This is a genomic window from Prochlorococcus marinus str. SB (assembly GCF_000760115.1).
Lineage (GTDB): Bacteria > Cyanobacteriota > Cyanobacteriia > PCC-6307 > Cyanobiaceae > Prochlorococcus_A > Prochlorococcus_A marinus_D.
The window spans coordinates 362,626-378,306 of sequence record NZ_JNAS01000001.1 but is presented as its reverse complement, the minus strand read 5'-3'; the positions used below and the strand labels follow the sequence as shown (position 1 = coordinate 378,306).

15 protein-coding genes and 1 tRNA gene are annotated in these 15,681 nt (G+C 32.9%); 8 read left to right on the top strand and 8 right to left on the bottom strand.

Annotated features, from left to right (window positions below):
• Positions 1-6: 6 nt before the first annotated feature.
• Entirely contained in the window at positions 7-1,002 is a 996-nt protein-coding gene (locus tag EV02_RS06395; protein WP_032519113.1) for a ribose-phosphate pyrophosphokinase, read from the top strand.
• 14 nt (positions 1,003-1,016) lie between these two features.
• Here the strand turns inward: EV02_RS06395 and EV02_RS06400 are convergent, their stop codons facing one another.
• Positions 1,017-1,451: a hypothetical protein gene (locus tag EV02_RS06400; protein ID WP_032519112.1), complete on the bottom strand. Its 435-nt coding sequence runs from the start codon at positions 1,449-1,451 to the stop codon at positions 1,017-1,019.
• A gap of 73 nt (positions 1,452-1,524) precedes the next feature.
• Positions 1,525-2,064 (bottom strand): hypothetical protein, encoded by a 540-nt coding sequence (locus EV02_RS06405; RefSeq protein ID WP_032519111.1) that lies wholly within the window; start codon positions 2,062-2,064, stop codon positions 1,525-1,527.
• A gap of 106 nt (positions 2,065-2,170) precedes the next feature.
• Here EV02_RS06405 and EV02_RS06410 point away from each other — a divergent pair, with 106 nt between their 5' ends.
• Positions 2,171-3,289, top strand: a complete 1,119-nt coding sequence (locus EV02_RS06410; protein WP_032519110.1) for a histidine kinase — start codon at positions 2,171-2,173, stop codon at positions 3,287-3,289.
• Between the two features lie 41 nt (positions 3,290-3,330).
• A tRNA-Glu gene (locus EV02_RS06415) sits at positions 3,331-3,403 on the top strand.
• Positions 3,404-3,414: 11 nt separating this feature from the next.
• On the opposite strand, the gene EV02_RS06420 is transcribed toward EV02_RS06415, so the two are convergent.
• Positions 3,415-3,957 (bottom strand): SRPBCC family protein, encoded by a 543-nt coding sequence (locus EV02_RS06420; RefSeq protein ID WP_032519109.1) that lies wholly within the window; start codon positions 3,955-3,957, stop codon positions 3,415-3,417.
• Between the two features lie 181 nt (positions 3,958-4,138).
• Here EV02_RS06420 and EV02_RS06425 point away from each other — a divergent pair, with 181 nt between their 5' ends.
• From EV02_RS06425 to EV02_RS06440, 4 genes are all read left to right on the top strand, one after another.
• Positions 4,139-5,251 carry an FAD-binding oxidoreductase gene (locus EV02_RS06425; RefSeq protein WP_032519107.1) on the top strand — a complete coding sequence of 371 codons (1,113 nt, stop codon included), beginning with the start codon at positions 4,139-4,141 and terminating at the stop codon, positions 5,249-5,251.
• 109 nt (positions 5,252-5,360) lie between these two features.
• Positions 5,361-6,884, top strand: a complete 1,524-nt coding sequence (gene zwf / locus EV02_RS06430) for a glucose-6-phosphate dehydrogenase (RefSeq protein WP_032519105.1) — start codon at positions 5,361-5,363, stop codon at positions 6,882-6,884.
• Between the two features lie 2 nt (positions 6,885-6,886).
• On the top strand, positions 6,887-8,188 hold the full coding sequence (locus tag EV02_RS06435) for a glucose-6-phosphate dehydrogenase assembly protein OpcA (RefSeq protein WP_032519103.1): 1,302 nt from the start codon (positions 6,887-6,889) through the stop codon (positions 8,186-8,188).
• A gap of 3 nt (positions 8,189-8,191) precedes the next feature.
• Complete coding sequence (locus EV02_RS06440; protein WP_032519101.1) at positions 8,192-9,583, top strand: cobyrinate a,c-diamide synthase; 1,392 nt, start codon at positions 8,192-8,194, stop codon at positions 9,581-9,583.
• On the opposite strand, the gene EV02_RS06445 is transcribed toward EV02_RS06440, so the two are convergent.
• From EV02_RS06445 to folD, 3 genes are read right to left on the bottom strand one after another with little or no spacing between them, the layout of a single operon-like run.
• Entirely contained in the window at positions 9,580-10,059 is a 480-nt protein-coding gene (locus tag EV02_RS06445) for a divergent PAP2 family protein (protein WP_032519098.1), read from the bottom strand. The genes EV02_RS06440 and EV02_RS06445 overlap by 4 nt on opposite strands.
• Before the next feature lie 13 nt (positions 10,060-10,072).
• Positions 10,073-10,975 (bottom strand): polyprenyl synthetase family protein, encoded by a 903-nt coding sequence (locus EV02_RS06450; protein WP_032519097.1) that lies wholly within the window; start codon positions 10,973-10,975, stop codon positions 10,073-10,075.
• Between the two features lie 36 nt (positions 10,976-11,011).
• Entirely contained in the window at positions 11,012-11,908 is an 897-nt protein-coding gene (gene folD, locus EV02_RS06455; protein WP_032519095.1) for a bifunctional methylenetetrahydrofolate dehydrogenase/methenyltetrahydrofolate cyclohydrolase FolD, read from the bottom strand.
• Positions 11,909-11,982: 74 nt separating this feature from the next.
• Here folD and EV02_RS06460 point away from each other — a divergent pair, with 74 nt between their 5' ends.
• Positions 11,983-13,458 carry an HDIG domain-containing metalloprotein gene (locus tag EV02_RS06460; RefSeq protein ID WP_032519094.1) on the top strand — a complete coding sequence of 492 codons (1,476 nt, stop codon included), beginning with the start codon at positions 11,983-11,985 and terminating at the stop codon, positions 13,456-13,458.
• A 9-nt stretch (positions 13,459-13,467) separates the two neighbouring features.
• Here EV02_RS06460 and EV02_RS06465 read toward each other — a convergent pair whose 3' ends face one another.
• Entirely contained in the window at positions 13,468-13,860 is a 393-nt protein-coding gene (locus tag EV02_RS06465) for a hypothetical protein (RefSeq protein WP_032519093.1), read from the bottom strand.
• An 82-nt stretch (positions 13,861-13,942) separates the two neighbouring features.
• Positions 13,943-15,583, bottom strand: coding sequence for a 2-isopropylmalate synthase (locus tag EV02_RS06470; RefSeq protein ID WP_032519091.1), 1,641 nt, complete (start codon positions 15,581-15,583; stop codon positions 13,943-13,945).
• Positions 15,584-15,681: the final 98 nt, after the last annotated feature.

Here is a 15,681-nt window from a genome sequence, read left to right as displayed (position 1 = left end):
AATTTCGTGACAAGTTTTATCACGGCAATGCAGAGTAAAGAATCCAACTTTAATCTAACTAATAGTAGATTAAGGTTAGTAAGTGGGACAACAAACCCTAAATTAGCTGAAGAAATTGCATCATACTTAGGGATTGAAAATGTACCTTTAATATCTAAAAGATTTGCAGATGGAGAACTTTATGTTCAGATTCAGCAATCTATTAGAGGGTGTGATGTATTCCTCATACAACCTACATGCGCTCCTGTAAACGATAGTTTAATGGAGCTTATGATTATGGTTGATGCATGCAAGAGAGCTTCTGCAAGACAAATAACGGCCGTAATTCCGTATTTTGGATATGCAAGGGCAGATAGGAAGACCTCAGGAAGAGAGTCAATAACTGCCAAATTAACTGCCAATTTACTAGAGAAATCAGGAGTTGATAGAGTTTTAGCGATGGACTTACACTCGGCTCAAATACAAGGCTACTTTGATATACCATGCGATCATATTTACGGTTCACCTGTATTAATTGATTATCTAGAAACTTTAAATCTAGAAGAAATAGTTGTAGTTTCTCCTGATGTGGGCGGTGTGGCGAGAGCAAGAGCATTCGCGAAATTAATGAAGGATGCGCCGTTAGCTATCATTGATAAAAGGAGATCTGCGCATAATACCGCTGAAAGTCTCACAGTTATCGGTGAAGTCAGAGGTAAAACGGCTATTCTTATAGACGACATGATAGACACTGGAGGTACAATTTGTTCTGGAGCAAATTTATTAAAAAAAGAAGGAGCTAATAGAATATTTGCATGTGCCTCACATGCCGTATTTTCTCCTCCTTCTTATGAAAGATTAAGTTCTAAAAATCTTTTCGAACAAGTTATTGTTACTAACAGCATACCAGTTATACATAAAGATAATTTTCCACAGTTAAAAGTTCTTTCAGTCGCAAATATGTTGGGGGAAGCTATTTGGAGAATTCACGAAGAAAGTTCTGTTAGTTCTATGTTTAGATAAAAGAAATTATTTTTTTACAATCCTTGTAATTTCTTGAGTCTCTCAGTTTCAATCTTAAACTGTTTTTCGATCTTTTCAGGGACATTATTTGGACACACTTGAAGAGCGGATTCCACTAATTGCAGAGATGCAATAAATTGTAATTGTTTCATATCAACTTTTTGCTCTTTCTTTTTCTCTATTATTTTCCCTCCATGTTTTTGTGATACTACTGATGCGAACGTTGCTGAGGCAACATTTAATGTTTTTGGGAAATCCAAATCAAATCCTTTTCTTGTGGCATTACATAGAAATGAAACACCCATACCATGATATAAATCTAAATCATTTTTATTGGCAGGAGAATTTTTAATATTTGCATTTACTTTATTAAATTCATTATTTGCATCGAATAAAAAAGATGAAAAAATTAGAGGGATTGCAAAAATTTTCGATATTTTAAAACTCATATTTGATTTATTTTTGATTCATATTATTAAAGATAACATTTTTAATTTTTTAAATTAAATCTGCCAACAGAATTTATTTAATAATTTTAATTTCGTGATGATTTTCTACTATTTTAAGCATATCTTTGTTCCATGAGTATATAACCCTAAATCTATAATTATCAGAATCTACAAGTCTTGTATGTTCAAGGATATACCAATCTTTGTAAGAAGATTCAAAAATCATTTCATGTTCGTCGACTTGCTTAATATTTGAAATACCTTCATTATTACTTAAATAAAATTTTTCCCTCTTAAGTTGATGGCCTTTTAAAAAGGCATGCATTTCTCCTCGTTCTTTATACTGGGGGTTTTCGTCAAAGAAATTATATTTTTTTTCTGGATACCAAGTAAATTTATAATGAGACTCCCATTCTGATTTACTCTCGAGAGCTTGAATATTTATATTCATGCTTAAATTATAAGTTTTTTGTGCTTCATCGAGAAAATACGTTCTATTAGACTTCCATAATCCAATATTCCTGGAAAACCACCTTTTTAAATTACTATTTAAATTGATTTCAGGTGGGTTTTCTCCAAAATTTAAATTTTTCTTTGGATTAATAGCAACCATTTATAAAAAAGTCCTATTTATTTAATAGCTTATCTGTAAAATAAAAAAAAATATCTTAAGGTGTTTGTAAGGATTAACAGCTTTTCAACACTTCAGAGGAATTCCTTTGAATGATAAAAAAGAGCTAAAATTAATACTTGTTGCAGCTAGAAATCAACTTTCTAGTAATGATATTAAGTCCCTAATAGCTTATTTGGAATCAGATGATTGTAAATTTGAGATATCTCTCCAGATCTCTGAACCCACAGAACAGCCAGAATTACTTGAATTACATAGATTAGTCGCTATTCCTGCTCTTATAAAGGTTTCCCCAGCTCCTAAGCAAATATTTGCTGGTAGTAATATTTTCTCTCAGTTGCAAAAATGGTTGCCAAGGTGGTCACAGGAAGGCTTAACAAAAAATCTTGGTATTAATTTGCAGCCATCCAAAATTGATTCAATAAGAACTCAAAAAGAATTTCTATTGGAAGACGAACTTCTTGTTTTAAGACAAGAAAATGAGACATTAACAAAAAGAATAGAATCTCAGGAAAGATTATTAAGAATGGTAGCGCATGAATTAAGAACACCTTTAACTGCTGCTACTTTGGCTGTTCAAAGTCAAAAACTCGGACAAATAGATATTTCAAAATTGCAGGAGGTTATTAAAAGACGTCTTGAAGAGATTGAACTCTTATCTCAGGATCTTTTAGAGGTTGGAACAACTAAATGGGAAGCATTATTTAATCCTCAGAAAATTGATTTAGGTAATATTAGTGCTGAAGTAATACTCGAATTAGAAAAATTCTGGAGATTAAGGAATATTGAAATTGATACTGATATCCCATCTGATCTGCCAAGTGTATTTGCAGATCAAAGAAGAATGAGGCAAGTATTTTTAAATTTAATTGAAAATGCTATTAAATTTTCTAAAGATTCTGGATCTATAAAAATCACTATGATTCATAAGACAAATCAATGGGTAGAAATAACAATTTGTGACAAAGGTGCAGGTATTCCTTTGAGCGAACAAAAAAGAATTTTTCTAGATAGGGTTAGACTTCCCCAGACTTCTGAAGGTACTTCAGGATTTGGTATAGGGTTATCAGTATGTAGGAGAATAGTACAAGTCCATGGAGGAAGAATATGGGTCGTATCTGAAGTAGGGGAAGGTTCCTGCTTCCATTTCACAGTTCCTGTGTGGCAAGGACAAAACAAAGAGCAACAATACTTGACGAAAGGCTAGCCTTACTCTTAGTTTTTAATAAGCTGTTATGCTAGTTTCCTGGCCCCATCGTCTAGAGGCCTAGGACACCTCCCTTTCACGGAGGCGACAGGGGTTCGAATCCCCTTGGGGCTATTAATTTAAATTTATAACGATCTTTTTGATGATTTTGCTCGCCTATCTACGGCAATTAAATTTTCTGAAAGATCCTTTTTCAGTCTTTTCTCTATCATCCCTATTGGCATCCATTGACAACCTTGAACAGTAAGATCATAAATTAATGAGTTTTTTGAAGTGTTTTTAATATTTTGAATTTTCCAACTACCCTCAAACTTTCTGAAATCTCCTTTTATTAAATTAAATTTTAAGAGGCCAAGTTCCTTATTTTCAAATAAATCTATAGTTACTTCAGCTGAAAACTTCATGCCAAGGAAATCCTGAGCCCCAACTTGTTTAAGGTGAACATTATTTCCCTTCTGAAATATTTTTTTGCTCGATAAAAGATTTGGTATGTAGTGATTTAGCCGATCATAATCTGTTAAAACACTCCACAAAGAATCAAAACTTGCAGAAGTTGTAAGTTGAGCTGCCAGTCGTCTTGTCCCACCAGGAAACTTCTCCATCGTCTGCTCAATTGTCCTGTAATCATTGTTCTTAGAATGATCTTCTGATTCTTGAGGATTATTCATAAATGAATTTTTTAATTAGATAAAAAATTATTTCTGTGTAACTATACTGATAAAAACAACAAATACTGAAAAATTAAAATAATTTCTTTTATTTATCCCGATCTCAAAACGTAACCATTTTTGTAAAATCACTACAAATTAAACTACAAATTGATAATCTTTTATAAAAGAAATCTAAAAAATGTATTCACAAGCAAAAGTAATCGCAGGCGGATTAGCTCATATACCGGTAGTAATAGCTGTTTTTTATTTTATACTCACAACTTTTAATAAAAGAGCTTTAAAATTTGTTGAAGAAGCAAAACCAAAAAAACCTGAGGCAAAAGCTGTGGAAACTAAAAAGGTCGCTGTTTCAAAAACAGAAGCTCCAAAAACAGAAGCTCCAAAAATAGTTAAGAAAAAACATGCAGATGTTCCAGTCAATATTTACCGTCCTAAAACACCTTATGAGGGAACAGTTATTGAAAACTATAGTCTTCTTAAAGAAGGAGCAATTGGTAGAGTTAATCACATAACTTTCGACCTTAAAGATAGTGATCCGTTTTTAAATTATGTAGAAGGGCAAAGTATTGGTATTATGCCTGCTGGTGAGGATGCTAATGGAAAACCTCATAAATTAAGACTATACTCAATTGCTAGCACTAGACACGGTGATGACTTTAATGGAAACACTGTTTCTCTTTGTGTAAGACAGCTTCAGTATGAAAAAGATGGCGAAACCATTAATGGTGTCTGCTCTACTTACTTATGTGATATTAAGCCTGGAGATAAAGTAAAAATAACAGGTCCTGTTGGTAAAGAAATGCTTCTCCCTGATGAAGAGGACGCAAACATTGTTATGTTAGCCACTGGAACTGGAATAGCACCAATGAGGGCTTATTTAAGAAGAATGTTCGAACCAACTGAAAAAGAAAAAAACAAATGGAATTTCAAGGGTAAAGCTTGGTTATTTATGGGTGCTCCAAAATCAGCTAATTTGTTATACGAAGAAGATCTTCAAAGATACCTTGTTGATAATCCAGATAACTTTAAATATACAAAAGCAATTAGTCGCGAGCAGCAAAATACAAAGGGAGGAAGAATGTACATCCAAGATAGAGTTTTAGAGTCAGCCAATGAACTTTTCAATATGATTGAAGATGAAAAGACACACATATATCTTTGTGGATTAAAGGGTATGGAACCTGGAATAGATGAAGCAATGACTAAGGCAGCAGAAGAAAAAGGTTTGAACTGGTCAGAATTAAGACCTCAACTTAAAAAAGCAGGAAGATGGCACGTAGAAACTTACTAAAATTTTATATTTGGAATTAAGTTTCCCCAATTAAATACTTTTTGGTTTAGACACAATGAGTAGCTAATATTTAAAAAAAAGAGGATTTTAAATAAAGAATACTAAAAATATGCCTTCAACTTTAAGTAATCCTCTAAGATTAGGTTTACGGCAAGAAAGAGTTATATCTCCACAATGCTTAGTAATCTTTGGTGCTAGTGGAGACCTTACTCATAGAAAATTAATACCAGCCTTATTTGAACTCTATTTGCAAAGAAGAATTCCTAGTGAATTTGGAATAGTTGGTTGTGCTAGAAGACCTTGGACTGATAATGAATTTAGAGAAAAGATGAAAGCAAAGCTATCTAATCAAATATCTGGTAAAGAAAGGGAGTGGGAACAATTTTCTAATTATCTTTTCTATGAACCAGTTGATCTACAACAAAGTGATCATGTCTTAAGGCTTTCTAAGAGATTAAATGAAATTGATAAAACACAAGCTACTCATGGGAATAGGACATTTTATTTATCAGTATCTCCTAATTTCTATGCAAGTGGATGTAAAGCTCTAAAAGCAGCTGGCCTTTTAGATGACCCTAAGAAAAGTCGTTTAGTGATTGAAAAACCCTTTGGAAGAGATTATTCAAGTGCAAAAAAATTGAATAAGATCGTCCAAAGTTGCGCTGAAGAAAGTCAGATTTATAGGATTGACCATTATTTAGGTAAAGAGACAGTTCAGAACATTCTTGTTTTGAGGTTTGCTAACACTATTTTTGAACCAATCTGGAACAGAAATTATATATCAAGTGTTCAAATTACTTCATCTGAAACAGTGGGTGTTGAAGATAGAGCAGGTTATTACGAAAGCTCTGGTGCTTTAAGAGATATGCTTCAAAATCATATGACGCAAATGCTTGCTGTTACTGCTATGGAACCTCCTGGAAAGTTTGAACCAGAAGCAATAAGAAATGAAAAAGCTAAGGTTCTTCAAGCTTCCAAACTTGCTGACGAAAATGAACCGTGGAATTGTTGTATAAGAGGTCAATATGGAGAAGGAGGAAATATTTCAAATCGACTAAAAGGATATAGGCAGGAAGATGGTGTTAATTGTAATAGCACAACAGAAACTTATATTGCGACAAAAGTTTTCGTTGATAACTGGCGTTGGCAAGGGGTTCCTTTTTATTTGAGAACAGGTAAAAGACTACCTAAAAGACTTGGAGAAATAGTCTTGACTTTTAAAGATGTTCCTGTTCATTTATTTGAATCAACAATAATAAATCCTGCCCCAAATCAACTTATCCTTAGAATACAGCCAAATGAAGGGGCTACTTTCAAATTTGAGGTAAAATCTCCTGGTTCTGGAATGAAATCAAGACCTGTTGAGATGAAATTTTCTTATGATGAATCATTTGGAGAACCCTCAGATGAAGGTTATGTAAGATTATTAGCTGATGCAATGCTTTCTGACCCAACCCTATTTACTCGAAGTGATGAAGTAGAGGCAGCCTGGAAACTTTATACGCCATTAATAGAATTGATGGATAATTCTCCTTGGAAGTTACCTATTTATAGTTATGAATCTATGACATGGGGACCTCCTGAGTCTGATCAATTAATTTCAAAAGATAATATTTTCTGGCGCAGACCATAAAAATGAAACCTCAACTAACACTCCAAACCCCTTTAGAGCTTCCTTATCAGGAAATTTCTAATTACCTTAATAAATTATGGCTTTCAGAAGATAATGATAATAGTGGAGCTAATACTTTTACATTAATGGTCTGGCAGCCGGCTTGGCTAGAACAATGTTTGGTTCAAAAAGGATTAGTAAATGGACCAATTACTGGAAATTTAAGTCCAGAGATAATTGAAGTTGCTAAAAAATTTATATTAGATCAAGGTCTTCCTATCAGTACTTCCCTTGATAGTGAAGAATTATTGAATTTGTTGAAGAAAAATTTATCTAATAGAGACTTTGAAGATTTTAGAGGACAATTTTTTGAATCATCAATAAGTACATTGAATCCAAGAAGATTAATAACTCTAGCTCCAACATTAAATAAAAATTCAGATATCAAAACTTTTGTATCAGCTTACTGTCCATTAAGTGATGCTCCAGCTATGCAACCTATATGTGGGGATTTAGTTGTTATTAGGGGGGACTCGGCATCAATATCTAGTAAAGGATTAAAAATAATTGATGGTTTATCAATTGATGAATTACCTTCATGGTTGTGGTGGAATGGAAGCTTGGATGAATCGCCTGAAATTTTCGAATTTTTTACTAATTATGGTCTAAGGTTAATAATTGATACTGCTCTTGGATCGCCTCAAAGATGTTTAAAAGTTTTAGATCAATTAAATAACTCAAATAAAGCAATTAATGATTTGAATTGGGTTAGATTGAAAAATTGGAGGGAATCATTGGCAATGATTTTTGATCCGCCTTCGAGGAGACCAATTTTAGATCATATTACTGATATCGACATTGATATTGCAGGAGATCATATGATTCAAGCTTTGTTTTTGATTTCATGGATTAGCGATAAGCTTGGTTGGTCATTTCTAAGAGTTGAAAGGGATATAGAATCAATAAAAATAGAGTTTAAAAGAATTAATGGCGAAATAATTTCTGCATCAATTAATCCTTTATCTTTGGGAAAGCCGAGTATTCATTTAGGACAAGTTATTGGATTGAGGCTGATTTCAAAAATTAGTGAGGTTCAAAAAAATAATACTTGTGTAATACTTGGTTGTGAATCAGTGGAGTGTATGAGACTTGAAGCAGGGGGAATGGCTAATATGGAATTAATAGAACAAGTTGTTCCAAATTCTTTTTCTACATCAGAGTACGATGTTAGTAAATTATTGGGAAGTAGTAGAGGTAGTACAAGCCCTCTTTTTGAAAATTCTATTAAAAAAGCCCTTCAAATATTTAATGGTTTTAATAACTAATAGATGCCTTGTGTAATATCTTCTCCTTCTACTGATAGTGGAAAAACTACATTATCGCTTTTGCTATCTTGTTGGGCGTTCTCAAAAGGTATAAAGTTACAAACTTTCAAGGTTGGCCCAGATTATCTTGATCAACAACAACTTAGTTCAATTGGCCAACCTATTTGTAGAAATTTAGATATTTTTTTAAGTGGTGAGGAATGGGTTCAAGAAAGTTTTTTTAAACATTCTTTGAAATATGAATTCTCGCTAATTGAAGGGGCAATGGGTCTATTTGATGGATTAGGGGCAACAACTTATTCCAGCACAGCAAATATTTCTAAACTTCTAAATGCTCCAATAATTTTTATTGTTAATGCTAAAGGCCAAGTAGCTTCTCTTCTGGCGACTATTCGAGGTTTTAGAGATTTTGATAGTGATTTGTCAATAGCAGGAATTATATTTAACAACGTTAATTCAGATAGACATAAAAAATTGATCAAAGAGGTTTTTAAAAATGAAGAAATCGAAATTCTTGGTTTTTTACCATCTGATTCAAAAATAACTTTAAACAAAGCTAATTTAGGTTTGATATCTCCAATGGAAAAAGAAAAAGAAATTAATGTTGAATATTTTGCAAATTTCGCCGAAAGAAACCTTGATGTATTTTCTCTCATAAAATTTCTGAAATCTCCTAAAAAGAAAATATTTAATTCTGTCAATTTTAAAGATTTTAAAATTGACAAAAGTAAACCTATCGCGATTGCAGAAGATAAAATCTTTCATTTTCAATACCCTGAAACTAAGGAGTTTTTGAATGAAATAGGCATTCCATTAATTTCATGGAGTATTTTTGATAATGAAGAAATACCTAATGAGGCTTCTTCTTTAATTATTCCCGGGGGATTCCCTGAAAAATATGCTGATCATATAAGTAACTCTACAAAAAGCTTAAATTCGTTAAGGAAATTCCGCAAAAATGGATTTATATATGCTGAGTGCGGAGGGATGATGATTTTAGGGGACTTCATAAAAGATGAAAATGGTAATTATCATAAAATGAGTGGCATACTGCCTTTTAGATCAAAAAAAAGTAAACTTTCAGTAGGTTATAGATACATAGAGGGTTTAAAAGATACTCCGATTATTAAACAAAATCAATTAATTAGAGGCCATGAATTTCATTATTGGGAAATTGAAAATAATTTATCTGAACTTGATTTTGGAAAGGCTTATCATCAGAAGAAACTTTCTTCCCCATGGAAAATTAAATCTTGGGAAACTGAATACAAAAATGAAGGCTTTTTTGATGAAAAATTACATGCAAGTTGGATTCACTTACATTTGCCAAGTTCTCTAGAACTCGCAAAAAACTTTATAGATGCCACCCAAATTACTTTTTCAAAGCATTCTTAATTTATTACTAAATCAAATATTTTGAGAGGAGAACCTAAAAAAAACATTCCAGGCAAAGTGATTAATGGTCCTAAAAAACTCCCCACCATGACCTCAATTTTTGTATGGCCTAGGGTTTCTTTTAACAGTAATTCAGATTGAGGGTCTAGTTTTTTTGATAGTTTATTAATTTCTGCAGCGTGAATCCCAGCTGATTTTCGAACACCACTAGCGTCATACATAACTATTAGTGCAACTGCAACTGATAATGCGAATATTGAGCTATCAAATCCTAATTCATAACCTATACCAGATGTAGCGCCAGTTATTAAGGCGGAATGACTTGAGGGCATTCCACCCGTCTCGAACATAATTCCAAATCTTAACTCTCCAGTTGAAAAGAAATTGAATACAATTTTTAAAAATTGAGCTAGCAAGCAGGATAATAGGCTCCAGAAAAGAACTGAATTATTAAAAAAAGAAAAAAAATCAGACATAAATTAAAAAAAATTATCTATCTCTATTTGTAATAAAGTCAGCTAAAGATATTAAATACTTTGCATCTGCACCCCAAGGTTCAATTGCTTTTTTTGCTTTTTCAACTAAATCAAATGCCCTTTTCTTTGACTCCTCCATTCCAAGTAATTTAGGGTAAGTAGTTTTGTCAGCCAAAAGATCTTTGCCAGCTGTTTTACCTAACTTTTCACTGCTGGAAGTTAAATCAAGAATATCATCTATTATTTGGAAGGCTAAACCAATTCCCTCTGCATACGTTGTAAGGGCTTGTAATAGTTTTTCGTTAGCTCCTGCGATCATAGCGCCTGTTCTAACGCAGGCCTTCAATAAAGCCCCAGTCTTGTGAAGATGAATATATTCGAGAGTTTCAAGGTCGACTACTTTGCCTTCGCATTCCAAATCAACAACTTGTCCCCCGACTAAGCCTGGAGCACCAGCAACTAAAGATAATTCGCCAACTACATTTAATAATCTATTTGGATCGACTCCAGGGCTTCTTAGAGAGACCATTTCAAAGGCCCTTGTTAATAAAGCATCGCCTGCAAGAATAGCTATTGCATCTCCATATACTTTATGATTTGTCGCCCTGCCTCTCCTCAAGTCATCATTATCCATGGCGGGTAGATCATCATGAATCAAGGACATTGTATGGATCATTTCTATAGCTACCGCAGTAGGAACTGCAAGAGAGGGTTCTCCTCCAGCCAATGCACAAGATGCTAAACATAAAATTGGACGTATTCTTTTCCCTCCAGCTAAGAGTGAATATCTCATTGATTCTCTTAATATTTCTGGATTCTCTGGACCCAAGGAAAAATCAAGTGCTTCTTCTACAACCTTTTTTGTGTTTTTAAGATATTTTTCAAATTCAGAAATACTATTTATAACTTCAGTCATTTTATACCTTTAGTAAAAAAAATTTCATCATGGAGTTTATGGCAAAAGGTCATTAAGAGTTGATGATAAACCAAATTGTTTTTGCCAGCTAAAAATAGTATTTACAAGTAACATTGTTACTGTCATTGGCCCAACACCTCCTGGAACAGGAGTGTAAGCAAATACTTTAGAAATAACATCTCCTAATAATACATCTCCACATAATCTGGTTTTATTTTTATCGGAACTTTTTAATCTATGTATACCAACATCAATAATTACTGCACCTTCTTTGACAAAACTCGAATCTACAAGATTGGGTTTTCCTGCAGCCGCAATTAGAATATCGGCTTCTCTACAAATTTTTTTCAAATTTATTGTTTTAGAGTGAGTAATTGTTACCGTGCCATTTAGATTCAACAACATAAGCGATAGGGGTTTACCAACAAGTAAACTTCTTCCAATGACAACGATTTTCTTGCCTTCAATTGTAATATTTTGGGACCTTAATAAATTAATAATTCCTGCCGGTGTGCATGATCTCATAGCAGGCTCATTTTTTACTAGTTTGCCGATGTTTATCTCATTTAGTCCATCTACATCTTTGCTTGGATTAATATGGCTTATCAGTTTTTGCTCGTCAAACTTCTTTGGGATGGGAAGTTGTAGTAACATTCCATCAATATCTTTATCAGAATTAAGTTTGATTATTAATTGTTCAACTTCTTTTTGCTCTACACTATCTTCTAGATGAAAGATAAAGCTCTTTACTCCAACCCTTGAACATGCTTTTTCCTTATTATTAACGTAAACACCACTCGCGGGGTCTTCACCTATTCTTATTAAAGCTAAACCAGGATCTCTTTTTGCAATTTTTTTATTACCCGAGATATAGTTAGATAATCTTTGTTCAATTTCAAGAGATAATTTTTTACCGTCTAATTTTAATGACATTTAGAAAAACTTCTCCTTTTTACACCTAGCATGCCTATAATTTTAAATTATTCAAATAGATTTATCTATATTCTGTGCAAAACATCATAACTACCTTAAAAAAATTGTTTTATCTGTGGAGGCGAAGTCAAGTCCCAGTAAAACAACCAATTAAAATTTCAAGAATTGATAATCTCATAATTTTTTTAGTATGCATTTTAATTTCAATAATTTCTTCTTATAAACTACTTCTTATTTCGCCTTTAAAAATCGCAGATTTTTTTTCTTGGTTTTTGAACTTTATTGAAATACTTATTAGTTCTGGAGTTTTGATATTAGTTTCAAAAAAAGAGAATCCTACAATTTCCTCAAGACAGATCTTCTTAATCATTACTCTTCTTTTAGCAGTACAAGTTACGAAATTAACCTTAGCTTCAACTATAAGTCCATTATCTATGATAATTCCACCGGCATTAATAATATCTCAAGGAATGGGAACCATAACAGCTTTAGCTTGGGTATCAATAGCGAGTCTTATTTGGCCTGACCCAGAAATTGTTATCAATAACAATTTATTTTTTATTTTATTAGTTTGTGCTTCAATAGTATCTCTTCTTGGAGGAAGAATAAGAAGTAGAGCTCAGTTACTTCAATTATCAATTTTTGTGCCAATAGGATCTTTCTTGAGTCAATGGATATTGATAGGTAAAGATAAAATATCTCTTATTAATAATAATCAAGATTTTATTTTAGCTAATGGGGATATATTTTCTGATTCCTTGCTATTGGCGATAGCTATGCTTTTTACAATTTTATTTATTCCTATTTTTGAATCGATATTCGGATTATTAACTAAAGCAAGATTGCTCGAATTGGCTGATAAGGAAAAGCCTCTAATTAGAAGATTGTCTCTAGAAGCTCCGGGTACTTTTGAACATACCTTACTTATATGTGGTTTAGCAGAGGAGGCGACAAGAATGATTGGTGGTGATATTGATCTTATTAAAACTGGAGCGTTATATCATGACGTTGGCAAATTACATGCACCTAATTGGTTTATTGAAAATCAGGATGGTTCAAAAAATCCGCATGACGAATTAGATGATCCGATTAAAAGTGCCGAAGTATTACAAGCTCATGTTGATGAAGGGTTGAAATTTGCAAGAAAAAATAGACTACCTAAGCTGATAGCTAATTTTATTCCTGAACATCAAGGTACCCTTAAAATGGGATATTTTTTTCAAAAAGCTAAAGAAAAAAATCTCGACATTAATGAATATTATTTTAGATACAAAGGCCCTATTCCTCAGTCCAAAGAAACAGCTATTTTAATGCTTGCCGATGGATGTGAAGCTGCACTTAGAGCTATGAATATTAATGCATCTGATAAAGAAGCTTTGAAAACAATTTCTAATATTATCTACTCTCGTAAAAAAGATGGACAATTAGATGATAGCAATTTATCTAAAGGAGAAATTTTTCTAATAAAAAGGGCATTCTTGAATGTATGGAAAAGGATTAGACACAGAAGAATTCAGTATCCAACTGGCAAGAATAATACTTTTTCTTAATTTTAAATTTTATAACCTAATACTTCTTCGATGTTTCGGATTACACCAATAAAGAAGAGCTAGCGTACTTAATAATGTTGTTAAAAGAGTAAACCCACCAACTCCATAAATGTCTTGAAGAGTTATGAGCCTTACAATTGAATAAGGACCCATACCAGAGATTACCATTGATAAAGATACCAGAGTTAAAGTTACTCCCCATTTTCTCTCTGCTAAAAGAGCTGCTGAAGAAACTATTCCAACAATTGCAGCAGGCCATCCAAGACTTATTGCAAGAGTTATATTCGCAACTTTTAGTGGAGGTCCATAACTTATTATTAATGCGATTATTGGAAGTGCAATTATATTGCCGATTAAGCCAATCCACGAAAGTGCCCAATATCCAAGTATCCTTTCTCTCATTATTCCCTGCTTTGACTATTAGTTAAATCTACATTATTGAGAGACTTTTTTTAATGCTACTTAATAATCCTATGAAAATAATTTAATTTGCAGGATTAGATAGAAATTTATTATCAGAATTCTCTAAACTATCAAATTGTGGATGAATTGAATTTTTTTTCTCAGAAAATACAAGTCTATTTAAAGCATTAACGTAAGCATTTGCTGCAGCAACTACAACGTCAGTGTCAGCAGAATGACCAGAATATATTTTATTATCCCTTCTTATTCTTATTGTTACTTCGCCTAAAGCATCAATTCCTTCTGTTACCGACTTAACAGAAAATTCAATTAGTTCGTTAGGAACTTTAGCTAATTTATTTAAAGCCTCGCATACAGCATCAACTGGCCCAGTCCCTATTGATACAGCAGTATCCTCACTATTATCTTCTGTGTTTAGAAGCGAAATGGTTGCAGTAGGTTTAGAGGCGTTACCACAACTTACTTGTACAAGACTTAATTGAAATTTAGCTTCTGGTAGCTGAACTTGTTCACTAACAATTGCTTCTAAGTCTCTATCAGTAATTTCTCTTTTCCTGTCAGCTAGATCCTTAAAACGAGCAAAAGCATCATTTAAATCTTCTCGGCTTAAGTCATATCCCATTTCTTCTAATCTTGCTCTTACCGCACTTCTTCCACTCAGTTTTCCTAAAGATATTTTGTTGTCACTCAAACCAACAGTTTTTGCATCGATAATTTCGTAAGTTAGTCTATTTTTTAAAACACCATCCTGATGAATGCCTGATTCATGAGCAAAAGCGTTAGCTCCCACAATTGCTTTATTAGGTTGTACAGTCATTCCGGTTAGGTTAGAAACAAGTCTAGAGGTTTTTGTTATTTCTTCTGTTCTTATAGCCGTAAGAGGAGTTGGGGAATCTGGATTTCTTTTGAAAAAACTATTAAAAAAACTTTTCCTAACATGAAGTGCCATTACTAATTCTTCTAAAGAGGCATTCCCGGCTCTTTCTCCAATTCCATTAATAGTACATTCTAATTGTCTTGCTCCATTTTTTACTGCCTCAAGAAAATTGGCTACTGCTAAACCTAAATCATTATGACCATGAACCGAGATTACTGCCTCATCAATATTTGGAACATTTTTATTTATATCGGCAATTAGGTTGCCAAATTCACTAGGAGTTGTAAACCCAACAGTATCAGGGATATTTATTGTTGTCGCTCCTGCAGTAATTGCTAGTTGAATAACTTCGTATAAAAATTCAGGATCACTCCTTGAGGCATCTTCACAAGAAAACTCGATATCATCTACTAAGGATTTCGCATAATTTACCATTTCTGGAACTATTTGAAGAACATCTTTTCTGGATTTTTTTAGTTTGTGTTCAAGATGAATATCGCTTGTCGCAATAAAAGTATGTATTCTTTTCTTGGGAGCAGGACTTATTGCTTCATAACATGCTTTTATATCTCCTTTAGACGCCCTAGCTAAACCGCAAATTATAGGGCCATTTTCTTTCCCTACTACATTAGCAATTTTATTAACAGCTTTAAAATCTCCTGGACTTGCGAAAGGGAATCCAGCTTCAATAACATCTACTCCTAATCTTGCTAATTGATGAGCAATAGCAAGCTTTTCTTCAAGATTTAAACTTGCACCAGGAGATTGCTCTCCATCTCGAAGAGTTGTGTCAAATATCAAAATTCTTCCAGGATCTTTTGACATCAGAGAGAATAACTTAGACTTATATTAAGCTAATTAAAAAAATTTGACTAGATTTAGTTCAATAAAAATTTGCTGAAAGTTTATAACTTAAATAATAT